Annotated in this window: 25 protein-coding genes; 16 read left to right on the forward strand and 9 right to left on the reverse strand. The window is 72.0% G+C overall.

Annotated features, from left to right (window positions below; translation table 11 throughout):
• Positions 1-133: 133 nt before the first annotated feature.
• Together OG736_RS03780 and OG736_RS03785 are read right to left on the reverse strand one after the other, a co-directional pair.
• Positions 134-778: a response regulator transcription factor gene (locus OG736_RS03780; RefSeq protein ID WP_327187507.1), complete on the reverse strand. Its 645-nt coding sequence runs from the start codon at positions 776-778 to the stop codon at positions 134-136.
• A gap of 121 nt (positions 779-899) precedes the next feature.
• Positions 900-1,037, reverse strand: a complete 138-nt coding sequence (locus OG736_RS03785; protein WP_327181135.1) for a hypothetical protein — start codon at positions 1,035-1,037, stop codon at positions 900-902.
• Positions 1,038-1,492: 455 nt separating this feature from the next.
• On the opposite strand from OG736_RS03785, the gene OG736_RS03790 reads away from it, so the two are divergent.
• The 10 genes from OG736_RS03790 (at position 1,493) to hemC (ending at position 11,110) form a co-directional block, all read left to right on the forward strand.
• On the forward strand, positions 1,493-2,425 hold the full coding sequence (locus OG736_RS03790; protein ID WP_327181136.1) for an SGNH/GDSL hydrolase family protein: 933 nt from the start codon (positions 1,493-1,495) through the stop codon (positions 2,423-2,425).
• Positions 2,426-2,552: 127 nt separating this feature from the next.
• Positions 2,553-3,593 carry a zinc-dependent alcohol dehydrogenase gene (locus tag OG736_RS03795; RefSeq protein WP_327181137.1) on the forward strand — a complete coding sequence of 347 codons (1,041 nt, stop codon included), beginning with the start codon at positions 2,553-2,555 and terminating at the stop codon, positions 3,591-3,593.
• 128 nt (positions 3,594-3,721) lie between these two features.
• Positions 3,722-4,873 carry a sensor histidine kinase gene (locus OG736_RS03800; protein ID WP_327181138.1) on the forward strand — a complete coding sequence of 384 codons (1,152 nt, stop codon included), beginning with the start codon at positions 3,722-3,724 and terminating at the stop codon, positions 4,871-4,873.
• Between the two features lie 197 nt (positions 4,874-5,070).
• Positions 5,071-6,300, forward strand: a complete 1,230-nt coding sequence (locus tag OG736_RS03805) for a sensor histidine kinase (RefSeq protein ID WP_327181139.1) — start codon at positions 5,071-5,073, stop codon at positions 6,298-6,300.
• A complete protein-coding gene (locus OG736_RS03810; RefSeq protein ID WP_327181140.1) occupies positions 6,297-6,986 on the forward strand; it encodes a response regulator in 690 nt (229 codons plus the stop codon). The genes OG736_RS03805 and OG736_RS03810 overlap by 4 nt, the downstream gene beginning before the upstream one ends.
• An 85-nt stretch (positions 6,987-7,071) precedes the next feature.
• Positions 7,072-8,052: a non-homologous end-joining DNA ligase gene (ligD, locus tag OG736_RS03815; protein WP_442816997.1), complete on the forward strand. Its 981-nt coding sequence runs from the start codon at positions 7,072-7,074 to the stop codon at positions 8,050-8,052.
• Positions 8,053-8,207: 155 nt separating this feature from the next.
• A complete protein-coding gene (locus OG736_RS03820; protein WP_327181141.1) occupies positions 8,208-8,984 on the forward strand; it encodes an NPP1 family protein in 777 nt (258 codons plus the stop codon).
• Positions 8,985-9,064: 80 nt separating this feature from the next.
• Positions 9,065-9,583, forward strand: a complete 519-nt coding sequence (locus OG736_RS03825) for a hypothetical protein (protein ID WP_327181142.1) — start codon at positions 9,065-9,067, stop codon at positions 9,581-9,583.
• Positions 9,580-10,047, forward strand: coding sequence for a GNAT family N-acetyltransferase (locus OG736_RS03830; protein ID WP_327181143.1), 468 nt, complete (start codon positions 9,580-9,582; stop codon positions 10,045-10,047). The genes OG736_RS03825 and OG736_RS03830 overlap by 4 nt, the downstream gene beginning before the upstream one ends.
• Before the next feature lie 127 nt (positions 10,048-10,174).
• A complete protein-coding gene (gene hemC, locus OG736_RS03835; protein ID WP_327181144.1) occupies positions 10,175-11,110 on the forward strand; it encodes a hydroxymethylbilane synthase in 936 nt (311 codons plus the stop codon).
• Positions 11,111-11,143: 33 nt separating this feature from the next.
• Here the strand turns inward: hemC and OG736_RS03840 are convergent, their stop codons facing one another.
• The 4 genes from OG736_RS03840 to OG736_RS03855 all read right to left on the reverse strand — a co-directional run bounded on the left by OG736_RS03840 (position 11,144) and on the right by OG736_RS03855 (position 13,995).
• Complete coding sequence (locus OG736_RS03840) at positions 11,144-11,665, reverse strand: hypothetical protein (RefSeq protein ID WP_327181145.1); 522 nt, start codon at positions 11,663-11,665, stop codon at positions 11,144-11,146.
• A gap of 191 nt (positions 11,666-11,856) precedes the next feature.
• Positions 11,857-12,717: an ABC transporter permease gene (locus tag OG736_RS03845; protein ID WP_327181146.1), complete on the reverse strand. Its 861-nt coding sequence runs from the start codon at positions 12,715-12,717 to the stop codon at positions 11,857-11,859.
• Positions 12,677-13,528 carry an ABC transporter ATP-binding protein gene (locus tag OG736_RS03850; protein WP_327181147.1) on the reverse strand — a complete coding sequence of 284 codons (852 nt, stop codon included), beginning with the start codon at positions 13,526-13,528 and terminating at the stop codon, positions 12,677-12,679. Before OG736_RS03850 ends, OG736_RS03845 begins: the two co-directional genes overlap by 41 nt.
• Positions 13,525-13,995: a MarR family winged helix-turn-helix transcriptional regulator gene (locus OG736_RS03855; protein ID WP_327181148.1), complete on the reverse strand. Its 471-nt coding sequence runs from the start codon at positions 13,993-13,995 to the stop codon at positions 13,525-13,527. The genes OG736_RS03850 and OG736_RS03855 overlap by 4 nt, the downstream gene beginning before the upstream one ends.
• Positions 13,996-14,284: 289 nt before the next feature.
• Between OG736_RS03855 and OG736_RS03860 the strand changes: the two genes are divergently transcribed.
• Positions 14,285-15,076: a SigB/SigF/SigG family RNA polymerase sigma factor gene (locus tag OG736_RS03860; protein ID WP_327181149.1), complete on the forward strand. Its 792-nt coding sequence runs from the start codon at positions 14,285-14,287 to the stop codon at positions 15,074-15,076.
• Here the strand turns inward: OG736_RS03860 and OG736_RS03865 are convergent.
• On the reverse strand, positions 15,014-15,454 hold the full coding sequence (locus OG736_RS03865) for an ANTAR domain-containing protein (RefSeq protein ID WP_327181150.1): 441 nt from the start codon (positions 15,452-15,454) through the stop codon (positions 15,014-15,016). The two genes, OG736_RS03860 and OG736_RS03865, sit on opposite strands and share 63 nt — an antisense overlap.
• Here OG736_RS03865 and OG736_RS03870 point away from each other — a divergent pair.
• A complete protein-coding gene (locus tag OG736_RS03870; RefSeq protein ID WP_327181151.1) occupies positions 15,453-16,256 on the forward strand; it encodes a VOC family protein in 804 nt (267 codons plus the stop codon). The two genes, OG736_RS03865 and OG736_RS03870, sit on opposite strands and share 2 nt — an antisense overlap.
• Before the next feature lie 11 nt (positions 16,257-16,267).
• Here OG736_RS03870 and glgX read toward each other — a convergent pair whose 3' ends face one another.
• Positions 16,268-18,385, reverse strand: coding sequence for a glycogen debranching protein GlgX (gene glgX / locus OG736_RS03875; protein WP_327187509.1), 2,118 nt, complete (start codon positions 18,383-18,385; stop codon positions 16,268-16,270).
• Between the two features lie 89 nt (positions 18,386-18,474).
• The gene (locus OG736_RS03880) at positions 18,475-18,993 is read right to left on the reverse strand and encodes a pep a2 (RefSeq protein ID WP_327181152.1); all 519 of its coding nucleotides are present in this window, start codon (positions 18,991-18,993) and stop codon (positions 18,475-18,477) included.
• A gap of 298 nt (positions 18,994-19,291) precedes the next feature.
• Between OG736_RS03880 and OG736_RS03885 the strand changes: the two genes are divergently transcribed.
• The 4 genes from OG736_RS03885 (at position 19,292) to OG736_RS03900 (ending at position 24,781) form a co-directional block, all read left to right on the forward strand.
• Complete coding sequence (locus OG736_RS03885) at positions 19,292-19,591, forward strand: DUF5133 domain-containing protein (RefSeq protein ID WP_327181153.1); 300 nt, start codon at positions 19,292-19,294, stop codon at positions 19,589-19,591.
• Between the two features lie 75 nt (positions 19,592-19,666).
• A complete protein-coding gene (locus tag OG736_RS03890; RefSeq protein WP_327181154.1) occupies positions 19,667-21,622 on the forward strand; it encodes an alpha-1,4-glucan--maltose-1-phosphate maltosyltransferase in 1,956 nt (651 codons plus the stop codon).
• Between the two features lie 32 nt (positions 21,623-21,654).
• Entirely contained in the window at positions 21,655-23,391 is a 1,737-nt protein-coding gene (treS, locus tag OG736_RS03895; RefSeq protein ID WP_327181155.1) for a maltose alpha-D-glucosyltransferase, read from the forward strand.
• 28 nt (positions 23,392-23,419) lie between these two features.
• Positions 23,420-24,781 carry a maltokinase N-terminal cap-like domain-containing protein gene (locus OG736_RS03900; RefSeq protein ID WP_327181156.1) on the forward strand — a complete coding sequence of 454 codons (1,362 nt, stop codon included), beginning with the start codon at positions 23,420-23,422 and terminating at the stop codon, positions 24,779-24,781.
• Positions 24,782-24,784 lie beyond the last annotated feature (3 nt).

Below are 24,784 nucleotides of genomic sequence, written 5' to 3' on the forward strand. Positions count from 1 at the left end.
GGGCCCTTCACCCTTCGCCGGGTCCCCCGCGTCGGCCCGGGACGCGCACCCGGCAGCACCTGGCCGCTCCAGGCCGCCCCCGGCCGCATGAGCCCGCACCGGTCCGCCGATGCGGGCCTGATCACAGGGGAGTTCAGCCCTCGCCGTGCTCCGATCCCAGCCAGTAGCCGAAGCCCCGCCGGGTATGGATCAGCGCGGCGGCCTCGCGGTCCACCTTGCGTCTGAGCCGGGAGACGAGTTGCTCGATCGCGTTGTCGCCCCGGCGGTCGCCCCAGACGTACCGGCCCATCTGTTCCTTCGACACCACCCGGTCCGCGTTGTCCAGGAGGTGACGCAGCAGGCGGTACTCGGCGGGCGTGAGGCCGAGGTCGCGGGTGCCGCGCCGGGCCCGGCGGAGGGTGTCGTCGAGGACCAGGTCGCCATAGCCCGGGGCGGCGCCTCGCAGCAGCATCCGCATGCGGGCCATCACCTCGGGCACCCGCAGGGGCTTGGTCACGTAGTCCTTCTGCCCCAGGTCGATCTCGGGCAGCAGCCGGTCGAGAAAGTCGTACGAGGCGAGGTAGAGGACCGGAGGCCGGTGAGCGATCACCGGGCGGCCCACCGCGTCGACCCCGGTCAGGTCCGGCCGGGTGGTGTCGACGACCAGCAGGTCGAACCGGTGGGCACCGAGCCGGGCCAGCGCTTCGGCGGCCGTGCCCGTGAGGCCCACCCGGTAGCCGGCCGACTCCAGGCTGGTGACGAGGAGTTCGGCGAGGTCCGGTTCACCGGCGATGACCAGGACCGACCGGCCGGCGCCGGGGGCCGGTGACGGTTCGCCCCTCGGGGCGGAGACAGGCCGGGGCGACGGCTCGGCGGGGACGGTGGCGTCCCGGGGGGCTTCGAGAGCTCCCCGACCGTCGTCACCGCCCGGGTGTCGTCGTAACGGCGTCAAAGGTCTGCCCTTCGTCGGCGGGACGGGCCAGGAAGGCGTCCACCAGCCGGCGGACCAGGTCGGCGAGCCGGCGCAGCATCGCGTCGGCGGCCCGGTCGAGCGACACGCCCGCCACGGCGGTGGCCGGTCGTGCGGCCGGGCACGCGCGCCCAGGTGGGCGACCCGGGTGAGGGCCTGCTCCCTCTCGACCGCCGCGGGCGCGGCGGGCGGCATCACCGGCCGCGCGTGGGACATGATCTCAACCCTACCCTTCTGGTTGCCTAACTCAAGTAAATCATCTCGTTTGCTTGACTCAAGTAATCCAGATGTGTTTGCCTAACTCAAGCAATCCGGGAGTCGCCTTGAGCGGAGGCGGCCCCGGCCGCCGAACCCGTGGGGACGGGGATCGGCGCGGTCCCCGGGCCCGGCAGCCGGCACACCCCGCCCGGCGCCGGGCCCCGGGACGCCTCGACCCTCCACGCACGCTCGGCCGCCCCGGCCGCTTCTCCCCCGGCCGAGCACAGCTCCACGACCACAGCTGCACGGCGTGGATCACCCGGGACGACAGACAGGACCCCTGCCATGAAGACCTCCGTACGAGCCGCGCTGGCCGGCGCGCTCGCCTGCGGCGTGCTCACCACCGCGATCGTGATCAGCAGGCACGACGGCTCTCCCGAGTCCGCGCCGCCCGGCGGCCCGTACGTGGCGCTGGGCGACTCCTACACCGCAGGTCCCGAGATCCCGGACCAGGGCGGCAACCCCGTCGGCTGCGACCGCTCCGACCGCAACTACCCGGCGCTCGTCGCCCGGCGGCTGGCCCTGCCCGCCACCGACTTCCGTGACGTCAGCTGCACCGGCGCGACCGTCGCGGACCTGACCTCGGCCCAGGCCACGGACCGGGGCACCAACCCGGCGCAACTGGCCGCCCTTTCGGACCGGACCCGGCTGGTCACCCTCGGCATCGGCGGCAACGACATCGGCTTCGCCTCGCTGGTGAAGAGCTGCGTGAAGTCCGGAGTGCTGCACTTCGCGCTGAGCGGCCTGACGGACGGGAAGGACGCCACCGGGGACGCGCCCTGCCGGGCCCGGTACGTCTCCGACGGCACCGACGAGGTGCAGCGGCGCATAGAGGCGGCCGACCGACGGCTGGCCGCGGCCCTCGCCGAGGTGGGGCGACGCGCGCCGAAGGCCCGCGTCTACGTCGTGGGCTACCCCGCGATCCTGCCGCCGCACACCACCGGCTGCGGCGGCGAGATGGGCCTCGCCGCCGGCGACATCACCTACCTGCACGACAAGGAGCAGCAGCTGAACAGCATGCTGCGCGAGCGGGCCGGCGAGGCGGGGGCCGGCTATGTCGACACGTACACGCCCTCGGTGGGGCGCGACGCCTGCGCCGACCGTCAGGTGCGCTGGGTCGAACCGCTCGTGCCTCGGGCCCCGGCCGCCTCCGTCCACCCCAACGAACGCGGCGAGCGGGGCATGGCGGACGCCGTGCTCAAGACCCTCGGCGTCTGACGTGCACGGCCTCCCGGCCTCGGCCCTCCGAGCCGGCCGCGGTCCCCCGGATCTCCGTCAGGGCTCCCCCGAGCCCGGCGACACCCTTCTCCAGCAACCGAGTTACTCCAGCGAGAAAGGCTCCCTCATGAGCACGATGAAGTCCGTCAGGACCGGCGGGACCGGCAAGATCGACGTCGTGGACGTCGAGCGCCCGGTGCCCGGCCCCAAGGACGCGCTCGTACGGATCCGCGCCTGCGGCATCTGCGGCACCGACGTCACCTTCCTGCACATGGGCGGCATCCCCGCCCGGGCCCATCTGGGCGGCGAACTGATCCCCGTGGCGCTCGGCCACGAGCCGGCCGGTGAGGTCGTGGAGGTGGGCGCCGAGGTCGACGGCCTGAAGGCGGGCGACCGCGTGGTCGTCAACCCGCAGGACGCGCCCACCGGCATCATCGGCTGCGGCGGGAAGTTCGGCGGGATGAGCGAATACCTGCTGATCGAGAACGCCCAGGTCGGAAAGAGCGTCGCGGTCTTCCCCGACACCGTGCCGTTCGACGTGGCCTCGCTCAACGAGCCGATGGCCGTGTCCCGGCACGCCGTCAACCGCTCCGGGGCGGGGCCGGGCGACAAGGTCGTCGTGTTCGGCGCCGGGCCGATCGGTCTGGGCGCGGCGATCTGGCTGAAACTGCGCGGTGTGGAGCACGTGGTGGTCGCCGACGTCATCCCCTCCCGGCTGGAGAAGGCACTGGCCGTCGGGGCGGACGCCGTCATCGATTCGGCCGAGGAGGACGTGGCCGCGCGGCTGACCGAGCTGCACGGACAGAGCGCCAACGCCCTCGGCCAGCCCCGGCCGGGCACCGACATCTTCATCGACGCGGCCGGCGCCCCGGTCGTCTTCAACACCGTGGTGCAGTCGGCGAAGTGGCACGCGAAGCTGGTCATGGTGGCCGTGCAGAAGAAGGGCGAGATCGACCTCGGCGGCATGCTCCGCAGCGAGCTCACCCTCATCGCCTCCCAGGGCTACCCGACCGAGATCTTCGAGGTGACCCCGGAACTGGTCGAGCACCAGGAGCGGTTCGCCAAGCTGATCAGCCACCGCGTCCCGTTCTCCGAGGCCGCCCGCGCCTTCGAACTGGCCCTGACGCCGGGCGCGGCGGAGAAGGTCGTCGTCACGCTGGACGACTAGGACCTCCGCACACGGGTCCGCCGGTCCGCACGTGCCCACCGGCCGGCGGCCCGCGCGGCTCTCTCCCCCATGTCCCCCTCCCCCCACGTCCCCCTCCCCTCTTCTCTTCACGAGAGGAACGGCACTCCATGCGCGCGACCCTGCGACAGGCTGCGCGGGCCACGGTCCACCTCTTCCTGGCCGCGGCCATGGCCTTCGGGTCGTACATCTTCATCACCGTCCTGCTGATCGCCGCCACCGGCGCGGTCACGGGGGTCGGGATCTGGCTGCTGCCCGAGACCGTGCTGCTGATCCGCCGGATCGCCGGGGCCAAGCGGCGCTTGACGGCGTCCTGGACCGGCCGGGAGATACCGGAGGCGTACCGCACGGTCACCGGTCCGCTGCGCGAGCGGCTGCGGACGGCCGTCGGGGATCCCGGCACCCTCACCGATCTGCGCTGGATGGGGGCCTACTACGCCTACGGCTGGCTGACGCTGCTCATGCTGCCGCTGTGGCCGGCGGGCCTCCTCGTCGACGGTGTGCGGCGCGCACTGCTGGGCCGCGAGGCGCTGGTCCTGCCGTTGCTCGTCCGGCTCGCCGACCTGGAGGCGGGCTGGTCGGCCGCCCTGCTCAGCCCCTCCCCCAAGGCGCTGCTGGCCAGTCGGGTCGAGCAGCTCACCGCGACCCGGGCGGACGCGGTCGCCGCGCACGGCGCCGAACTCCGCCGGATCGAACGGGACCTGCACGACGGCGCCCAGGCGCGGCTGGTCGCCCTGTCGATGCGGATCGGACTCGCCCAGCGGGCGTACGGGGCCGATCCCGACACCGCGCGGAAGCTGCTCACCGACGCGCAGGACCAGGCCGAGGAGGCCCTGACCGAGCTGCGGCACGTGGTACGCGGCATCCACCCGCCGATCCTCACCGACCGGGGACTCGAGGGGGCCGTAAGGGCACTGGCGGGCAGCAGCGGACTCGGGGTGACCGTGCGGACCGGCCTGCTCCCGGACGGGCCCCGGGCGCCGGCCGCGGTGGAGGCGGCCGCCTACTTCGTGATCGCCGAGGCGCTGACCAACGCCGCGAAGTACAGCGGGTCGGACCGGGCCGAGGTCGTGCTGGCCCGCTCCCGGACCGGGCTGAGCGTGCGGGTGCGCGACGAGGGGTGCGGCGGCGTCGACGAGAGCGCCGGCTCGGGGCTGCTGGGCATGCGGCGCCGGGTCGCCGCGCTCGACGGGACCGTGCGGGTGAGCAGCCCGGTGGGCGGGCCGACGGTGATCGAGGTGGAGCTGCCGTGCGTGTGGTGAAGGCCAAGAGGGCCGACCCGCCGTACGGCCGTCGCGGCGGCCCGTGCCGCGCCACGCGGAGGCCCACGCCGGCGGGAGACCGCCCTCCCGCCTGCCCGGAGGGGGACCGCCCGGAACGGCGCGCCGGGACGGCCCGCGTCCCTCGTGCGCGGCGCACGCCGTCCACACCGGGTCCAAGCCCCCACCGGAGACAGCCGATGTGCATCCCCTGGCAGCGCTACGCGGACGACCACACCCGCACCGTCGACACCATGACGGCCGTCCTGCTGTTCGCGGCCTTCCTCTTCGGCGGCGAGGTCACCGTGCCCGGCGCCGACCGGCCGGACACGGCGGCCCCGACGATCGTCCTCGGACTGCTCTCCTGCGGCTCGCTGCTGCGGTGGCAGCGCACCCGACCCGGCGCGGTCGTGGCCGTGACGACCGGCGGCGCGGCCGCCACGGTCGCGCTCGGCCTCCTCGTCACCCCGCTGCTGCTGGGCCCGCTCATGCTCGCCCTGTACCGGCTGACCGTGCGCGCCGGGCGGCGTTCGTCGCGCCGCCACTACTGCGCCGCCCTCGCGGTGATCGTGCCGACCGCCCTGCTGGCGGACCCCGTCGCGCACCACCCCTGGCCGATGAAGACGATCAGTCCCGCGGTCTGGCTGCTGTTCCCGGTCGTCACCGGCAACCTGGTCCGCCTCCAACGCGCCTACGTCGACGCCGTCCAGGCCCGCGCCGAGTACGCCGAGCAGGGCCGCGAGGAGGAGGCGCACCGCCGGGTCGTCGAGGAGCGCGTGCGCATCGCCCGTGAGCTGCACGACGTCGTCGCCCACCACCTGGCTCTCGCGAACGCCCAGGCGGGTACCGCGGCGCACCTCGCGCGCACCCATCCCGACCGCGCCCACGGCATCCTCACCGACCTGGCCGGCACGACCTCCTCGGCGCTGCGCGAGCTCAAGGCCACGGTGAAGCTGCTGCGCAGGGCGGACGAGGGCGACGCGCCGCTCGCCCCGAGTCCCGGTCTGGCGCAGCTGGCCGAGCTGACCCGGACGTGCGCGGGCACGGGCCTGGACGTGCGGGTCGCCACCGAGGGCACGGCGCGGCCGCTCACCCCGGGCGTGGACCTGACGGCGTACCGGATCGTGCAGGAGGCGCTGGCCAACGTCGCCCGGCACGCGGGCGCGCGGACGGCCCGGGTGCGGCTGTCCTTCGACCGCGACCGGTTGACGATCACCGTGACCGACGACGGAACCGCCGGAACCGGTGGGCCCGCCGGGCCCGTCCCGGTGAAGGACGGCCGCGGGTTCGGCCTGATCGGTATGCGCGAGCGCGCCGAGTCCGTGGGCGGTGCCCTCCGGGCCGGGCACCGCCCCGAGGGCGGCTTCCGGGTCACCGCCCGGCTGCCCCTGTACCCCGACACTCCCGCCCCCACAGAACGGACGCCATGACCATCCGTGTGCTGCTCGCCGACGACCAGGCCCTGCTCCGGGCGACCTTCCGGATCCTCATCGACACCTGCGACGACATGGAGGTGGTGGGCGAGGCGAGCGACGGCGCCCAGGCGGTCGACCTCGCGCGGCTGCACCGCCCCGACGTGGTCCTGATGGACATCCGCATGCCCGGCACCGACGGCCTCGCCGCCACCGCCGACGTCTGCGCCGACCCGGGTCTGTCCGACACCCGGGTGCTGATCCTGACGACGTTCGAGATCGACGAGTACGTCGCCCGGGCGCTGCGGGCCGGTGCGAGCGGCTTCCTCGGCAAGGACGTCACCGCCGACGCCCTCCTCGAGGGGATCCGCACCGTCGCCTCCGGCGAATCGCTCCTGTCGCCGCTCGCCACCCGCTCCCTGATCGCCCGCTTCCTCGCCTCCCCCGCGGAGAGCGCCCGGCTCGGCTTCCCCGGCGACCTCGCCGGGCTCACCGCCCGCGAGCGCGAGGTGACGGCCCGGGTCGCCGAGGGCCGCTCCAACGAGGAGATCGCCGAGGAGCTCTTCGTCAGCCCGCTGACGGTCCGCACCCATGTACACCGCGCCATGACGAAAGTCGGCGCCCGCGACCGCGCCCAGCTGGTCGTCATCGCCTATCAGTCGGGGCTGGTCCGGGCGCCCGAGCCACTGCCCGGCGAACACTGAGCGCTCCCCCGGCCCAGCGCCGCCGTTCAGGCGAAACCGCGGCCTGTTCCGCGTGCTTCGGCCCGGCCGCGTCCACAACTCACCCGTGACCCTCCCTCTCATCGCCCCCATGCTCGCCACCCCGGGCCGGCTGCCGCCCGTCGCCCAGGACGCACGCTGGGCCTACGAGACCAAACAGGACGGGCAGCGGGCCGTGGTGTACCTCGCCGGGGACGGGAGCGTCACCCTGCGCGCCCGTTCGGGGGAGGACATCACCGGCGCCTATCCCGAACTGCGGGCGCTGGCCGCAGCGCTCGGCGCCACTCCCGCCGTGCTGGACGGCGAGGTCCTCGCCCTCGACGGACAGGGCCGGGCCGACTTCCAGTTGCTCCAGTCCCGGATGGGCCTGGTCCAGGCGCCGGGCAGGGCCGCACGGCTGGCGGCGACGGCACCGGTGCACCTCGTGCTGTTCGACCTGCTGCATCTCGGCGGGCAGTCGCTCCTCCCGCTGTCGTACACGCGGCGCAGGGCCCGGCTGGAGGCGCTGGCCCTGGACGGGCCGTTCTGGTCGACGCCGAGCGCCCTGGTCGGACACGGACGGGAGGCCCTGGAGGCGACCCGCGCCCACGGCCTGGAGGGGCTGGTCTGCAAGCGCCTGGACTCGGCGTACGAGCCGGGAGTGCGCTCCCGCGCCTGGATCAAGATCCGGAACATGCGTGTCGCGGACGTCCTGGTCGGCGGCTGGCTGCCGGGCAAGGGACGGCTGACCGGGCTGCCCGGCGCCGTCCTCGTGGGGCAGCGGGCCGCCACGGGACTGCGGTACGTCGGCGGGGTGGGCACCGGCTGGAGCGAGGCGGAGCGGGTCGAACTCGCGGCCCTCCTGCGGGCCGCCGCGACCGACGAGTGCCCCTTCGACGCCGTACCGCAGGCGCCGGGCGCGCGCTGGGTCGTGCCCCGGCTGGTCGGCGAGGTCCGGTACAGCACACGGACCCGGGCGGGGCTGCTGCGCCAGCCGTCCTGGCTGCGGCTGCGGCCGGACCTGACCCCCGAGGAGTCGGCGGCGGACCTGCCGGACATTTCCGCCTGACCTCACCTCAGCAGTCAAGTATTGGGCTGTGCTTCACCACGGATACCCCTGCGACCTCTTGGCGTGGAAGGGAAAACCGGGGAAGCTGAGCTGCTTTTCAACTCCCTCTCCCCACACAGCCGTTCGGCTGCGCCCGAAACCCCGAGGAGGACGCGGTGTCGTCATCGAAGTTCAAGGTCCACGGCAGGAGGTGGCTCACCGGGTTCGCCGGTGCCGCCGCACTCGTCGTCGCCCTCCCGTCGGTTGCCTTCGCCGCCCCGCCGACGGCCCTGCCGTCGAACGCCGAAGCCGCCGAACTGGCGTATCAGCCCGCGTTCGACTACGACACGGACGGCTGCTACTCGACCCCTGCCATCGGCCCCGACGGCACGATCAACGGCGGGCTGAACCCGACCGGCGCCCTCAACGGCAGCTGCCGGGACGCCTCCGACCTGGACAACACGAACAGCTACTCCCGCTACAAGTGCAACAACGGCTGGTGCGCGTACCTGTACGGCCTCTACTTCGAGAAGGACCAGGCCATAGCGGGCAGCAGCATCGGCGGGCACCGGCACGACTGGGAGCACGTCGTGATCTGGGTGCAGAACGGCCAGGTCCAGTACGTCTCGACGTCCAACCACGGCTCGTTCACCGTGACCGCGGCCTCCGGCGTCCGCTTCGACGGCTCGCACGCGAAGATCGTCTACCACAAGGACGGCATCAGCACGCACTGCTTCCGGCTCGCGAACTCCAATGACGAGCCGCCGGAGAACCACAAGGGCACCTGGCAGTACCCGCCGCTGGTCGGCTGGAACGGCTACCCGGCCGGCCTGCGGGACAAGCTGAGCGCGTACAACTTCGGCAGCGCCAACTTCGGCCTGAAGGACGCCAACTTCACCAACCATCTCTCCTCGGCGAAGCCGTCCGGGATCGCCTTCGATCCCGCCGCGTGAGCCGCGGCCGCCGTCCGCGGGCCGGGGTGCGCGCTCCCCGACCGTGGACGGCGGCGCACGCACGCCCCCATGATGTCCGGATGGATCTTCACGACGAACTGCCGCCGGCCGTGCCGGCGAAGGAGCTGCTCGCCCTCGCCGAGGATCATCACGCCCGCACCGCCCGGCCGTTGGGCACCCGAGAAGTCGCCGGGCACCTGGTCAAGGCGTACGCGCTCGAGGCGCCGGGGCGGACGGTGACGGAGCCCGCCGCCCGGGAGGCGCTGCGGGTCGCCGCCGGCCACCTGGCACTCGGGGCGCTGCAGGGATCGCTCGGCCTCTCCGTCGTGCTGGTGCACGCGGGCGGCGACGGGGACTATCTCCTGGTCCACACCTGGATCGAGGGCCATATGTCGGACCTCGCGGTGTTCACGGGTCCGGCCGGCCGGCCGGAGGAGCTGAGGCCGGGGCGGACGGGGTTGGCTCCGTGCGTGTGGGAGGCGGCCGTCCTGGCCCATGAGCGCGACGCCTTCGCACGGCACGTCCTGGACGGCGCCGGCCCTCTGGGGGAGCGACTGGCCGCCTGGGGCACGGACACGGTCGAGGGGGACGTCAGGTGAGCGCCGCAGCACGGGTCCGGCACGCCGACCGGTCCGATCTGCCGCGCGTCGCCGAACTCGCCGCCCAGCACGCGGAGTACGAGCGCGCCGCGCCGCCCGTGCCCGACCTCGCGAAGCGGCTGGCCGGGCTCCTCTTCGACGCCCCGACGCCCCGGCTGTACTGCCTGGTCGCCGAACTGGCCGACGGCGAGGTCGTCGGCTACGCGACCTGCGCGCCCGAGCTCTCCACCTGGGAGGGCCGCGAGTACCTCCACATGGACTGCCTGTTCCTCACCCCCGGCCATCGCGGCCTGGGTCTGGGCGCCCTGCTGGTGGCGGCCGTGGCGGCCCAGGCCCGGAGTCTGGGCATGAGCGAGGTGCAGTGGCAGACCCCGGCCTGGAACGACGGGGCGATCCGCTTCTACGCCCGGCTCGGCGCCCTCGGTACCGACAAGCGGCGCTTCGTCCTCGACGTGACCTCCTGACGGCGGAACAGCGGTCGCCCGCCGCTCGTCCGCGTGCCCGTGGAACCGTCGGCGACGGGCCGTCCACCCGCGACCGAAACCGGCCACCGGCACGGGGCACGGTCCCCGAGGGTCTATCGTGTCCCGCATGTCCGTTCCGGAAATGATCCGTATCGTCTCCCGTGACTCGCCCATGGCGCTGGCCCAAGTGGAGCGCGTGCGCTCGGAGTTGGCCGCTCTGTATCCCGGCTTGCGCACCGAGGTCGTCCCCGTGAAGACGACCGGCGACAAGTGGATGGGCGACCTCTCGAAGGTCGACGGCAAGGGCGCCTTCACCAAGGAGGTCGACGCGGCACTGCTGGCCGGCGCGGCGGATCTCGCGGTGCACTGCGTCAAGGACGTGCCGGCGGACCGGCCGCTGCCCGCCGGCACGGTGTTCGCCGCGTTCCTGCAGCGCGACGACATCCGTGACGCCCTCGTGGACCCGGGTGGCCGCACCCTGGACGAGCTTCCGGCCGGGACACGTATCGGCACCTCGTCGGTGCGCCGGGTCGCTCAGCTCGCCGCCACCCATCCGCACCTGGAGTGCGTGCCGTTCCGGGGCAACGCCAACCGGCGGCTGGAGAAGCTGGCGGCGGGCGAGGCGGACGCCCTGCTGCTCGCGGTGTCCGGCCTGGAGCGCATCGGGCGGCAGGACGTGATCAGCGAGGTGTTGTCGCCGGAGACGATGATGCCGCCGATCGGCGCGGGCATCCTCGCCCTGCAGTGCCGCGAGGGCGACACCGACGTCATCGACGTCGTCAGCGGGCTGGGCGATCCGGCCACGCATCGGGAGGCCACGGCGGAACGCATGTTCCTGCATGTGCTCCAGGGGCACTGCAACAGCCCGATCGCCGGCTTCGCGCGCGTGGACCGCAGCGGCGAACTGTCCCTGCGGGCCTGCGTGTTCACCCCGGACGGGAAGACCCGGCTGAACGCCCACGAGTGGGCCGGCCGGCTGGACCCGGCGACGCTCGGCACGTCGGTGGCGGTGTCGCTGCTGCGGCAGGGCGCGCGCGAGATCATCGACGGCATCCCGCACTGACCGTCCGCGGGCCCGGCGAGGGCGCGGCGCCCCTCAGGCGCTGCCCTCTTCGGCCTGGTCGCGCAGGAAGTTGCTGACCTGGCGGGCCAGGCTGTCGCGTCCCGCGCCGGCCGGGGCCCCGCCGGATCCCTCGGCCAGGCCGATGCCGCCCGTCCACAGTCGGCGGTCGGCCCAGTCGTCGTCGACCCGCAGCTGGACCTGGACGTCCACCTGGGCGAGCGACGCCTCGGGTCCCGCCGCGTACAGCACCGCGGTGGCCCGGCGCAGCGGATAGACGTCGAAGCCCTCGATGAACTGCGAGTTGCGCCAGTCGATGAACGCGCTCTCCCCGTCGGGCCCGAGCCGTACGTCGATCTGCCCGTCCTCGAGGTGGATCGTGGAGTTCTTCCCGCCCCGGTTCTCGACGGTCACCCGCAGGCAGAAGTACGTCAGCCCCTCTGCGGCGTCGTCGCGTCCCCTGGGCGGCTCACTCTGCTCCAGGCGGTGGACGCGGACCCGCAGACCGGCATGCTCGTCGTACTCCTGCCAGTCCCCGACCACGTTCGGCTCGTACACAGTCCACCTCTCGACTTCTACCGGCTGCTTCCTATCCGTGCGCCGATCGCACTGTCAAATGAGCAGAATGCGCTGTGGCCAGGGAATTCATCCCTTTTGATCGCTGATCAAGCCGTGCGCAGGAAGAATCCGCCGACGGGCCGCGAAAGGGCCTGCCGCGGGCGTGCCGCACATCACGTTCCGAACGGAGATCAGCGGGCCAGCCGGCCCAGGAGTGAGGAGGCCGCTGCGATGCCGAGCGCGGCGGCCACGATCAGCACCCCGAAGTCGAGGGCGAGGTGCGCGGGCGTGCCGAGGAGCAGCCCCCGCAGCGCGTCCACCTCGTAGCTGAGGGGGTTGACCTTGCTGACGGCCTGGAGCCAGCCCGGCATGATGTCGACCGGGTAGAGCGCGTTGGAGCCGAAGAACAGCGGCATCGTGATCGCCTGCCCGAAGCCCATGAGGCGGTCGCGGCTGAGGACGATGCCCGCGATGGTCATCGACAGGCAGGAGAAGAAGGCCGAGCCGAGGACGACGATCGCGGCGACCCCGAGCAGCTTCAGCGGGTTCCAGGTCAGGGCGACACCGAGCAGGGCGGCGATGACGACCACGACGACCGCCTGGATCACCGACTTCACCCCGGCCGCGAACGCCTTGCCGGTGATCAGCGCGGAGCGCGGAGTCGGCGTGACGAGCAGCTTGTTGAGGACGCCGGCGTCCCGCTCCCAGATGATCTGGATGCCGTAGAAGATGGCGATGAACATCGCGGACTGGGCGATGATGCCGGGCGCCAGATAGTCGATGTAGGGGATGCCGTCGGTCGGGATCGCCTTGATGCGGGTGAAGGTCTGACCGAAGATCAGCAGCCACAGGGCGGGCTGGACCGCCCGGGTGTACAGCTCGGTGCGGTCGTGGCGCAGCTTCTGCAGTTCGACGGCGCACAGGGCGGCGACCCGGGCCGGCAGCAGCCGCCAGCCGACGCGGGGCCGGGGCGGCCGCAGCAGCAGGTCGATGTTCCGCGGACGGGCGTGGTCAGCCGACGCGCTGAGCGGTACGGCGGGTGCTTCGGACATCGCGGAAATCTCCTGCCTGCTCGTCGAGGCCGCTGCCGGCGACCTCCCGGAAGACGTCCTCCAGGGTCGGCAGCGGGGCGGTGGCCGGCGCACCCTCGGCGCGTCGGCGTTCCCCGAGTCCCTGCCGGAGGTCGGCGGGGGTGCCGAGGGCGCGGATCCGGCCGCGGTGCATCAGGCCGACCCGGTCGCAGTACTGGTCGGCCTCGTCCATGTAGTGCGTGGTCACCAGGACGGTCATGCCGGTGGCCTCGCGTACGGCCGTGATGTGCTCCCAGACACCCGTTCGGGCGATCGGGTCGAGGCCGATCGTCGGTTCGTCGAGAATCAGCAGCCGGGGCGCGCTGACCAGGGCCTGGGCGAGTTCGAGACGACGGACCATGCCGCCGGAGTAGGTGCCGGCCAGCCGGTCGGCGGCGTCCGTGAGACCGACGGCGCCCAGCGCCTGGTCGACGCGTTCGGCACGCTCGCGCCGGGACACGTCGAAGACGCGGGCGAACAGGGAGACGTTCTCGCGGCCGGTGAGCCCCGAGTCGGCGGACAGCTGCTGCGGGACGTAGCCGAGCAGCCTGCGTACGGCCATGCGGTCGCCGGCGGTGTCGTGACCGAAGACGCGCACCCTGCCGGACGGGACCGGCAGCAGGGTCGTGATGCAGCGGATGGCGGTGGTCTTGCCGGCTCCGTTGGGCCCGAGCAGGCCGAAGACCTCGCCCTCCCGGACGGTCAGGTCGAGCCCGTCGACCGCCTTGGTGTCACCGAAGGCGTAGGCGAGCCCCGTGCAGGCGACGGCGTCCGTGGCACTGTCGGTCGTCATGACTCCTCGGCCTCCTCGTGCAGGTTGACGGCGAGCGCGCGCAGGGCGGGGAGCGCCGCGCGCAGGGCTTCCCGGTCGGCGGCGTCGAGGCGGGCGACCTGCCGGCCGACGAGCGCGGCGCGCCGCTCCCGCCACGCCCGCAGCCGGGCCTCGGCCGCCTCGGTGAGCAGCAGCCGGGCGGCCCGCCGGTCGGCGGGGTCGGTCTCGCGGACCAGGTAACCGTCCTTGACCAGCTGGTTGACGAGGGTCGAGACGGAGTTGCCCGCCAGGTACAGCTCCTTCGCCGCGTCCGAGACGCCGATGCCGGGCTGCGCCTCGACCAGGCGCAGCAGCTCGACCTCGGCACCGCGCAGCCGCGGCACGGTCAGACCGGCCCGCAGCCGCCGTCTGAGCAGCCGCTGGACGCCCACGAGCGCGTCGGCGAGCTCCTCCGGGAACGTCTCCTGGTCCCACCGCTCCTGATCCACGCGTCCGAGATTACCTCTGTGTCAGAGCTAATCGACAGAGGTGATCGGCCCAAGGGAGAGTCAAAGGTGTGCGTCAGGGGTGCGAGCCAAGGAGCGACATGGGACAAATAGGGAGAAAATGGTTCAAGAAGCTCCATGACGGGAATCCGGACAAGAGTGCTTCGGACAGGAGGCACGTCCGTGGGATCCCGCCGCGCGGCCGGTCCCGAGTGTTCTCCCGTTCCGCCCGACTGCGCGGTTCCCACGGTGCCCGATCTCCATCGGCATCCTTCTGGGGAAGGCGCGCGTGATGCGTAGCACCGTCAGAACGAAGCAGCACCCCCACGACGACGCTCCCGACACCGGCGAGTCCTTCGTACGGCTCACCGGTCTGCCCGACGGGCCGGAGCGCCAGGCGCTCAAGGACGAGCTGGTCCGTCTCTGGCTGCCCATGGCCGAACGGATCGCCGTCCGGTTCCGGGGGCGCGGCGAGAACCTCGAGGACCTGTACCAGGTCGCCGCCCTGGGGCTCGTCAAGGCCGTGGACCACTACGACCCGGACCGCGGTCGCGCCTTCGAGGCGTACGCGGTGCCGACGATCACCGGTGAGATCAAGCGGCACTTCCGCGACCACATGTGGACGCTGCACGTACCTCGCCGGGTCCAGGATCTGCGCAACCGGGTGCGGAGCGCCGCGAAGGAACTGTCCCAGACGACTCCGGGGCGCCCGCCCACCGTCGCCGAGATCGCCGCGTACGCGCAGCTCACCGAGGAAGAGGTGCGCACCGGCGCGGAGGCGCTGGAGTGCTTCTCCGCACTGTCGCTGGAGGCCGAGCTGCCCGGCACCGACGGCTACGCGCTCGAGGACGCCCTGGGCGACCCCGATCCCGGTTACGACGCCGTCGTCGACCGGGTGGCCGTGGCGCCCTGTCTGCGGGCCCTGCCGGAGCGCGAACGGACGATCCTGTACATGCGGTTCTTCGCGGGCATGACGCAGAGCCGGATCGCCGATCAGCTGGGCATCTCGCAGATGCATGTCTCACGCCTGCTCAGCGGCTGCTTCGCTCGGCTGCGCGAGGAGATCGCCGCCGAGGAGGACTGACCCCCGCGTCTCACCGGTGCGCCCCCGGACGAGGATGAGTTCGGCGAGGTGGCGCAGCTTGGCGTCGGTGTGCTGGGAGACCTCCTTCAGCACGATCCAGCCCTGGTCGGGCTGCATCCGGCCGAGGGTGACCATCACTTCGACGGCCCGGTCGACCACGGCGTGGGAGGCGACCGCCGCCTTCGGCTGCTCGACCTCCTCCTGGAGCGCGAAGATCCGGGCCGTTTCGTCAGCCGTTCCGTGCGGTACTCGTGCCGACGCTGCATCGTGCCACCGGGCCGCTCGGCAGGCGCCCGGGACGGTTCCGGCCGGACACTGGTGGTAGCCCAGCCCGGTAGCCCAGCCCGCCGGCCGAGAGACCAGGAACGCGAGTGCCATGAACCGTCGCCCGACATCCGCCCCCGGTACGCGGGGATCAGTCTCCACGCACTCCGTGTTCGGCGCGCCCTGCTGGGTGAGTCTGACCAGCCGCGATCTGGACGCCACCCAGGGGTTCTACGGGGCCGTCCTGGGCTGGGAGTGGCGCCGGGGCGTGCTCGGCGACCACTTCCGCACGGCGCTGGTCGGCACCGTGCCGGTCGCCGGGGTGGCCGCCGTCGCCTCGATGTGGCAGATGGCGGTCGCCTGGACGCCGTACTTCGCCGTACCCAGCGCGGACGACGCCGCGTCCCGGACCCGGGAACGCGGCGGAACCGTGGCCGTGGGCCCGATCTCGCTGCCGCCGGGCCGGGCGGCGCTGCTGGCCGACCGGGACGGCGCGACCTTCGGTGTCTGGGAGGGCGAGCTGATCGGCAACTGGGAGGCCTGGCGGCAGGACGCGCCCGCTTTCATCAGGCTGCACACCCGCGACGCCTTCGACTCCGCCATCTTCTACGGCGAGATCCTCGACTGGGCCACTGACCGCCCCGGCTGCGTCGAGGTCCACTACGAGCGCGGCGAGGTCGTGCTGCGCAGCCGCGGAGATGTGGTCGCCCGGATCGAGTCGGGCGCGCTGGAGGCGGCGCCCGACCCCACGATCCGTCCGCACTGGCAGGTCCACTTCGCCGTCGCCGACGTGACGGCCTGTGCCCGGGCGGCCGAGAAGCACGGCGGCAGCGTGCTGATCGAGACCGCCCACGAGGCCGTGCTGCGCGACCCGGACGGCGCCCAGTTCACGGTGACCTCGAGCCGGGGACGCTGAGCGCCCCGGTCTCAGTCCGAACGGCGCGGGGGCCGGGCCAGCACGATCAGGCTGCGGGCCTCCAGCGGCACCTCCGCGCCCGCCTTGTACTCCGTCTCGTCCGGGCCGCCGTCAGGCTCGGTGGTGTCGGCGCACACCGTCCAGCGCTCGCCGTAGGCGGCGTCGGGCAGCCGGAAGACGACCGGTTCCCAGTAACTGTTGAACAGCAGCAGGAACGAGTCGTCCACGACGGGCCGGCCACGGGGGTCGGGTTCGGCGATGGCGTCGCCGTTGAGGAAGACACCGACGCTGTGCGCGTCCGCGCGCTGCCAGTCGCGGTCCGTCATCTCGCGCGCGTCCGGCAGCAGCCAGACGAGATCGGGCAGCGGCTGCCGGGCGTGTCTGACGGTCTCGCCCCGGAAGAACCGGCGCCGGCGCAGCACGGGGTGGGCGGCGCGCAGGGCGACCATGCGCCCGCAGAAGTCCGCCAGGCCCCGCTGCTCGTCGGTCAACCGCCAGTCGACCCAGGAGACTTCGCTGTCCTGGCAGTAGGCGTTGTTGTTGCCGCCCTGGGTGCGGCCGAGTTCGTCGCCGTGGCCGATCATCGGGATGCCCTGCGACAGCAGCAGCGTGGCGAGCAGGTTGCGCTGTTGCCTGGCCCGCAGTTCCAGGACCGCCGGGCGGTCGGTGGTCCCCTCGGTCCCGCAGTTCCAGGAGCGGTTGGTGCTCTCGCCGTCCCGGTTGCCCTCGCCGTTGGCCTCGTTGTGCTTGTCGTTGTACGAGACGAGGTCGCGCAGCGTGAAACCGTCGTGCGCGGTGACGAAGTTGACGCCGGCGCGCGGACGGCGCCTGCTGTGGGCGTAGAGGTCCGAGGAGCCCGTCAGCCGGGAGGCGAACTCACCCAGGGAGCCGGGTTCCGCGCGCCAGAAGTCGCGTACGGCGTCGCGGTAGGGGCCGTTCCACTCCGACCACAGCGGCGGGAAGTTGCCCACCTGGTAGCCGCCCTCGCCGACGTCCCAGGGTTCGGCGATGAGCTTGACGCGGCTGATCACGGGGTCCTGCTGGATGAGGTCGAAGAACGCGGACAGCCGGTCCACCTCGTGGAACTGGCGGGCGAGGGTGGCCGCGAGGTCGAAGCGGAAGCCGTCCACATGCATCTCCGTCACCCAGTACCGCAGCGAGTCCATGATCAGCTGCAGGACGTACGGGTGCCGCATGAGCAGGCTGTTGCCGGTGCCGGTGGTGTCGTAGTAGTGCGCCCAGTCGCCGTCCACCAGCCGGTAGTAGGAGGCGTTGTCGATGCCGCGGAAGGAGAGGGTGGGGCCCTTCTCGTTGCCCTCGGCGGTGTGGTTGTAGACGACGTCGAGGATCACTTCCAGGCCGGCCGCGTGCAGCGCCTTCACCATGGACTTGAACTCGGTGACCTGCTCGCCGCGGCTGCCGTGGGCGGCGTAGGCGTTGTGCGGGGCGAAGAAGCCGATGGTGTTGTAGCCCCAGTAGTTGGACAGGCCCCGGTCCGTCAGCACACCGTCCTGCACGTACTGATGCACGGGCATCAGCTCGATCGCCGTCACGCCCAGCGAGGTGAGGTGCTCGGTCACCGCCGGGTGCGCGAGACCGGCGTAGGTGCCCCGCAGGGCGGGCGGAACCTCGGGATGGGTGCGGGTCAGGCCGCGTACATGGGCCTCGTAGATCACCGTGTCGGCGTAAGGGCGCCGCAGCGGCTCGTCGTCGCCCCAGTCGAAGGCGGCGTCGGTGACCACGCCGAGCAGGGTGTGCCCGGCGCTGTCCGCCGGGTCGGGGCGGTCACCGGCCCGCTCGAAGAGGGAGGCGTGGTTGTCGATCTGGCCGTCGACGGCGCGCGCGTAGGGGTCGAGGAGCAGCTTCGCCGGGTTGCACCGGTGGCCGGAGCCGGGGTTCCACGGCCCGTGCACCCGGAAGCCGTAGCGCTGCCCGGGGCCGATCCCGGGCAGGTAGCCGTGCCAGACGAAGCCGTCGACCTCGGTCAGCGGGACACCGCGGGTGGCGCCGTCGTCGTCGACGAGGACGAGGTCGACGCGTTCGGCGACCTCGCTGAACAGGGCGAAGTTGGTGCCCTGTCCGTCGAAGTCGGCGCCCAGCGGGAAGGGGTGCCCGCTCCAGGCGGGCACCCCGGTACTCCGGCCCGTCCGGTCCGTCCGGTCCGTCCGGTCCGTCCGGTTCCTGCTGTCCTTGCGGTCCTTCCGGTTCGCCCGTGAGGTCACCGGGCGGCCTCCAGCGCGCCGTACACCTCGTCCGTAGGGGCCGGGGCGGCCAGGGCCGCCACCGGCAGTTCGCGGGGCACTTGACGCACCTCGCGCAGACTCGGCGCGGGCCCGGTCCGCACCAGCGGGACACGTTCGCCGGAGCGGGCCCGCTGGGAGAACCAGATGACCTGGCTTCCGGTGCCGGTGGCGCAGCACCCCCAGCCGTCGCTCATCACGGCGATGCGCTGCAGACAGGCTCGCAGGTCCTGGTCCGGACGCAGCCGGCGGTCGCGACCCCCGATGGCCGTGATCAGGTGTTGTCCGTTCCACCACATCTCGATCGAGGTGTGCTTGTCCGTGGCGTGCTCGTCGATCGCGGTCAGCAGCATCTCGGCGCCGCGACACACGGTCTCGACGTGGGTCTCGAGCTCCCAGTAGGACAGGTGAGCGGCCAGGATGCGCCTGACCTGTCCGACCCGTTCCGGGCAGACGTCCACATCGAGGTGGTAGTAGCAGGGGACTGCTGTCTTCATCGTCGTTCGCTCCTCACCGGCGAGGCTCCCACTCCTGCTCGGCCCGACGGGCCAGAGTTCCCCAATACGAAGCGTGAGCGGTAATCGCTCCAGAGTCACAACCACAGTGGGGCTGCTACGCCATTCGTGCAACACGAGCACACCACAACCAAGATCCAACAGGACGTTGGGTGATGCGCCGTGCACCATAAGTGAAGGCCTCACAAGGTCGGACACTTCGCGCCTCCGCGCAACGGGCCGACCCGGCCGCCTCGAGCGACCTCCCCCTTGCTTGAACTCCCGGAAGGTGCACAGCGCGATGCTGCAACCAGCGAAGACAGAAGTCGCCAGGACCTTGCGCAGTTACCGGGCCTGGGAGCGGGACATGCTGGCGCGACCCGACGACCGCACGGCGCGGGCCGCGTTCGAGGATTGCGGCTACACCCTCTGCGTGCTGATGGGCAAGCGCTGCGCACGGGAGGCCGCGGACGCCGCCGAGCAGTATCTGCGCGCCGGCGTGGATGCCCTCCACCGCGAGCGCTGGAGCCTGAGCCGGCGAAGCGGCGTCGCGCGGCTCTCCGCGACGCGGCCGCACCCCTGCCTGCCCGCGGAGACGTAGCGCTCCGCGCAGGTGCAGTCCGTTCGCCCAACACCGGGCGGACGAAGCCGTTTTCGAGCTAGCGGAGGTGCAAGGGTGAAGTCCACCAGGGCGATCGGCCGTATCCCGGTGCGGGACGTCGAACCGCGCGTGGAGTGCGGTAGGCGGCCGGCGAAAGCCGTGACCGGGGAGACGGTGCGGATCTCCGCGACGGTGTTTCGCGAGGGCCACGACGCCATCGGCGCCAACGTGGTCCTCAAGAACCCGGACGGCGGCCGCGGGCCCTGGACCCCGATGCACGAGCTCACCCCCGGCAGCGACCGCTGGGGAGCCGATGTGACCCTGGAGGCCATGGGCCGCTGGACGTACACCGTGGAGGCCTGGAGCGACCCGATCACCACCTGGCGCCACCACGCGGAGATCAAGATCCCGGCCGGGATCGACCCGGGTCTGGTTCTGGAGGAGGGCGGTCAGCTCTACGAGCGGGCGGCCGCCCGGGCCCCGCGCGGACCGGAGCGCACCCTGTTGCGGGACGCGGCGAAGAAGCTGCTCGACGACTCGGCTCCGGTGGCCGAACGCTACGCGGCGGCGCTGACGCCGCAGGTCGACGCCGTGCTCGGCCGGCATCCGCTGCGGGAGCTCGTCACCGCGTCCGAGCCGCTGCCGCTGCTGGTCGAGCGGGAACGCGCCCTGTACGGCGCCTGGTACGAGTTCTTCCCGCGTTCGGAAGGGACCGCCGAGCGCCCGCACGGCACCTTCCGCACCGCCGCGCGCAGGCTGCCCGCCATCGCCGCGATGGGCTTCGACGTCGTCTACCTCCCGCCGATCCACCCCATCGGCACGACCTTCCGCAAGGGCCGCAACAACACCCTCGACCCCGGCCCGGACGACGTCGGGGTGCCCTGGGCGATCGGCTCGCCGGAGGGCGGTCACGACGCCGTCCACCCGGACCTGGGGACCATCGAGGACTTCGCGTGGTTCGTGGAGCGGGCCGGTGAGCTGGGCCTGGAGATCGCCCTCGACTTCGCCCTCCAGTGCTCCCCCGACCACCCCTGGGTGCACAAGCACAGCGAGTGGTTCCATCACCGCCCGGACGGCACCATCGCCTACGCCGAGAACCCGCCGAAGAAGTACCAGGACATCTACCCCCTGGCCTTCGACGCCGACATGAAGGGCCTGATCTCCGAGACCGTGCGGGTGCTGCGGCACTGGATGTCGTACGGGGTGCGGATCTTCCGGGTCGACAACCCGCACACCAAGCCGGTCGTGTTCTGGGAGCGGGTCATCGCGGACATCAACCGCACCGACCCCGACGTGATCTTCCTCGCCGAGGCCTTCACCCGTCCCGCGATGATGCACACCCTCGCGCAGATCGGCTTCCAGCAGTCGTACACCTACTTCACCTGGCGCAACACCAAGCAGGAACTGACGGAGTACCTCACCGAACTCTCGGGGACCGCCGCCTCCTACATGCGGCCCAACCTGTTCGCCAACACCCCCGACATCCTGCACGCCTATCTCCAGCACGGCGGCCGCCCCGCCTTCGAGATCCGCGCCGTCCTCGCCGCCACCCTCTCGCCGACCTGGGGCGTCTACAGCGGCTACGAACTCTGCGAGAACACGGCGCTCAAAGAAGGCGGCGAGGAGTACCTCGACTCGGAGAAGTACCAGCTCAAACCCCGTGACTGGGCGGCCGCCGAACAGGCGGGCCACAGCCTCGCCCCGCTGCTCACCCGACTCAACGAGATCCGGCGGGCGAACCCGGCCCTGCACTGGCTGCGGAACCTCCGTTTCCACGGCACGGACAACCCGTCCGTCATCGCGTACAGCAAGAGCGCGGGTTCGAACACGGTTCTGGTGGTCGTCAACCTCGACCCCCACCACACCCAGGAGGCGACGGTCTCGTTGGACATGCCGCAACTCGGCCTGGACGACGGCGCGTCCCTGACCGTGCACGACGAACTGACCGGCGAGACATACGCCTGGGGCAGGACGAACTACGTGCGCCTGGAGCCCGGCCGGACACCTGCCCACGTGTTCCACGTCCGGTGACCCGCACCGCCGATCGGAGGCTCCAGCCCGCCATGACCGTCAACTCCCCTGTCCCGGACACCTTCGAGGACACGCCCGCCAAGGACCGCGACCCCGAGTGGTTCAAACGCGCCGTGTTCTACGAGGTCCTCGTCCGCTCCTTCCAGGACAGCAACGGCGACGGCGTCGGCGACCTCAAAGGCATCACCGCCAAACTCGACTACCTGCAATGGCTGGGAGTCGACTGCCTCTGGCTGCCGCCCTTCTTCAAATCACCCCTGCGCGACGGCGGATACGACGTGTCCGACTACACCGCCGTCCTCCCCGAATTCGGCGACCTCGCCGACTTCGTCGAATTCGTCGACGCCGCCCACCAACGCGGCATGCGCGTCATCATCGACTTCGTGATGAACCACACCAGCGACCAGCACCCGTGGTTCCAGGAATCGAGGAAAGACCCCGACGGCCCCTACGGCGACTACTACATGTGGGCCGACGACGACAAACAGTACGGCGACGCCCGCATCATCTTCGTCGACACCGAAGTCTCGAACTGGACCTTCGACCCCGTACGCAAGCAGTACTTCTTCCACCGCTTCTTCTCCCACCAGCCGGACCTCAACTACGAGAACCCGGCCGTGCAGGAGGAGATCCTGGCCGCCCTCCGCTTCTGGCTCGACCTCGGGATCGACGGCTTCCGGCTGGACGCGGTGCCCTATCTCTACGCGGCCGAGGGCACGAACTGCGAGAACCTCCCGGCGACCCACGAGTTCCTCAAACGGGTCCGCCGCGACATCGACATCCACTACCCGGACACGGTGATCCTCGCCGAGGCCAACCAGTGGCCCGAGGACGTCGTCGACTACTTCGGCGACTACGCCTCCGGCGGCGACGAATGCCACATGGCGTTCCACTTCCCCGTCATGCCCCGCATCTTCATGGCCGTCCGCAGGGAATCCCGCTACCCGGTCTCGGAAATCCTCGCCAAGACCCCCGCGATCCCCTCCCGCTGCCAGTGGGGCATCTTCCTGCGCAACCACGACGAGCTCACCCTCGAAATGGTCACCGACGAGGAACGCGACTACATGTACGCGGAATACGCGAAAGACCCGCGTATGCGCGCCAACATCGGCATCCGCCGCCGGCTCGCACCCCTCCTCGACAACGACCGCAACCAGATCGAACTCTTCACCGCCCTGCTGCTCTCCCTGCCCGGCTCGCCGATCCTCTACTACGGCGACGAGATCGGCATGGGCGACAACATCTGGCTCGGCGACCGCGACGCCGTCCGCACCCCCATGCAGTGGACACCGGACCGCAACGCGGGCTTCTCCTCCTGCGACCCGGGCCGACTGTCCCTTCCCGTGATCATGGATCCCGTCTACGGCTATCAGGTCACCAACGTCGAGGCGTCGATGTCGTCGCCCTCCTCGCTGCTGCACTGGACCCGGCGCATGATCGAGATCCGCAAGCAGAACCCCGCCTTCGGCCTCGGGACCTACACCGAACTCCAGTCCTCCAACCCGGCCGTCCTCGCCTTCCTGCGCGAGGCCCCCCTGACGGCCGACGGAGGGGACGACGTGGTGCTGTGCGTGCACAACTTCTCGCGCTCCGCGCAGCCCACCGAACTCGACCTGCGCCGGTTCGACGGCCGCCATCCCGTCGAGCTGTTCGGCGGGGTCCGCTTTCCCGCCATCGGGGAACTGCCCTACCTGCTCACTCTCGCGGGACACGGCTTCTATTGGTTCCGGCTCACCAGAGCCGCGTCCCGGATCGGCCGCCGCCTGTGAGCGAGCGCCGGGGAAAGGATGGGTCACCGTGACGAAGACCGCACCCCTGCGACCGAGCAGCGCGAGCGGCGTCCGCTCCGTCGGGCCGCTCGCCGCGCTGCTGTGCGAATGGCTGCCGCGGCAGCGCTGGTTCGCCGGCAAGGACCGGCCCCTCACCGACCTGCGCATGCTGTCGATGACCGAGCTGTACCCGGGCTGTCTGCATCTGCTCGTGCACGCCGATCAGTCGGGCGTTCCGACTCCCGGGGGCACTCCCCCGGCCGGCGACTGCTACCAGTTGCTGCTCGGCGTCCAGGAACACCTGTCGCCGCGTCTGGGACGGGCGCTGATCGGCAGGGTCGAGGACGGGCCGATGGCCGGTCTGACGGTCCATGACGCACTGCAGGACCCCCGGTCGGCGCATCTGCTCCTGGAGCGGATGCGGCACCCCGGCACGCTGGGTCCGCTGTGCTTCGAGTCCGACCCGTCCGTGTCGCTGCCCCCCGGGCTCGCGCCGCGCCTGCTGGAGGCCGAGCAGTCCAACACCTCGCTGGTGTACGGGGACGCGTTCATCCTGAAGATCTTCCGGCGTATCCAGCCCGGGGTGAACCCCGATCTGGAGGTACCGGTCGCGCTGGCCGGGCAGGGGTGCGGGCGGGTGCCCGCGCCCGTGGCCTGGTTCCGCACGACCCATCCGCAGGAGGCGACACTCGGCGTGCTCCAGCCGTTCCTGCCCGACGCGTCGGACGGCTGGACGCTGGCGCTGCGGGCCCTCGCCCGCGGGGAGGACTTCACGGCGGAGGCCGAGGAACTGGGGCGGGCCACGGCGGACGTGCACGTCGCGCTGGCCGCGGCGCTGCCGGCCGGTCCGGACGCCGAGGACGGGCGGACGGCGGCGGCGATGACCGAGCGGCTGGAGGCGGCCGCGCACCATGTGCCGGCGCTGCGCCCGTTCGTGCCGGGCCTCACCACCGCCTTCGGCGCGCTCTCCGTGTGCGACGCCGGCCCGGCCGCCCAGCGCATCCACGGGGACCTGCACCTCGGGCAGGTCCTGCGCGCCGGACGCGACTGGTTCGTCATCGACTTCGAGGGCGAACCGTCCCGTCCGCTGGCCGAGCGCCGCAGTGCCCACTCCCCGGTCCGGGACATCGCCGGGATGCTGCGCTCGTTCGACTACGCCGCCCGCCAGCGCCGTCCGTGGCGGCCGGAGTGGGCGCGCCGCTGCCGGGAGGCCTACTGCGCCGGCTACGCGGCCCGCGCGGGCTGGGACCCCCGCAAGAAGCATGCCCTGCTGTGTGCCTACGAGACGGACCGAGCCGTGTACGAAGTGCTGTACGAGGCCCGCAACCGTCCCGACTGGCTGCCCGTACCCATGGCGGCGATCGAACGACTCGCCGTCCGAGGAGGCTGACCC

Source organism: Streptomyces sp. NBC_01334 (assembly GCF_035983595.1).
Classification (GTDB): Bacteria; Actinomycetota; Actinomycetes; order Streptomycetales; family Streptomycetaceae; genus Streptomyces; species Streptomyces coriariae.

What these genes read in the sequence shown, in the direction of transcription:
- OG736_RS03790 (WP_327181136.1), top strand. Translation starts at nt 1,493, where the DNA reads ATGAAGACCTCCGTACGAGCCGCGCTGGCCGGCGCGCTCGCCTGCGGC.
- OG736_RS03795 (WP_327181137.1), top strand. Translation starts at nt 2,553, where the DNA reads ATGAGCACGATGAAGTCCGTCAGGACCGGCGGGACCGGCAAGATCGAC.
- OG736_RS03800 (WP_327181138.1), top strand. Translation starts at nt 3,722, where the DNA reads ATGCGCGCGACCCTGCGACAGGCTGCGCGGGCCACGGTCCACCTCTTC.
- OG736_RS03805 (WP_327181139.1), top strand. Translation starts at nt 5,071, where the DNA reads ATGTGCATCCCCTGGCAGCGCTACGCGGACGACCACACCCGCACCGTC.
- OG736_RS03810 (WP_327181140.1), top strand. Translation starts at nt 6,297, where the DNA reads ATGACCATCCGTGTGCTGCTCGCCGACGACCAGGCCCTGCTCCGGGCG.
- OG736_RS03825 (WP_327181142.1), top strand. Translation starts at nt 9,065, where the DNA reads ATGGATCTTCACGACGAACTGCCGCCGGCCGTGCCGGCGAAGGAGCTG.
- hemC (WP_327181144.1), top strand. Translation starts at nt 10,175, where the DNA reads ATGTCCGTTCCGGAAATGATCCGTATCGTCTCCCGTGACTCGCCCATG.
- OG736_RS03845 (WP_327181146.1), bottom strand. Translation starts at nt 12,717, where the DNA reads ATGTCCGAAGCACCCGCCGTACCGCTCAGCGCGTCGGCTGACCACGCC.
- OG736_RS03850 (WP_327181147.1), bottom strand. Translation starts at nt 13,528, where the DNA reads ATGACGACCGACAGTGCCACGGACGCCGTCGCCTGCACGGGGCTCGCC.
- OG736_RS03860 (WP_327181149.1), top strand. Translation starts at nt 14,285, where the DNA reads ATGCGTAGCACCGTCAGAACGAAGCAGCACCCCCACGACGACGCTCCC.
- OG736_RS03870 (WP_327181151.1), top strand. Translation starts at nt 15,453, where the DNA reads ATGAACCGTCGCCCGACATCCGCCCCCGGTACGCGGGGATCAGTCTCC.
- OG736_RS03865 (WP_327181150.1), bottom strand. Translation starts at nt 15,454, where the DNA reads ATGGCACTCGCGTTCCTGGTCTCTCGGCCGGCGGGCTGGGCTACCGGG.
- OG736_RS03880 (WP_327181152.1), bottom strand. Translation starts at nt 18,993, where the DNA reads ATGAAGACAGCAGTCCCCTGCTACTACCACCTCGATGTGGACGTCTGC.
- OG736_RS03885 (WP_327181153.1), top strand. Translation starts at nt 19,292, where the DNA reads ATGCTGCAACCAGCGAAGACAGAAGTCGCCAGGACCTTGCGCAGTTAC.
- treS (WP_327181155.1), top strand. Translation starts at nt 21,655, where the DNA reads ATGACCGTCAACTCCCCTGTCCCGGACACCTTCGAGGACACGCCCGCC.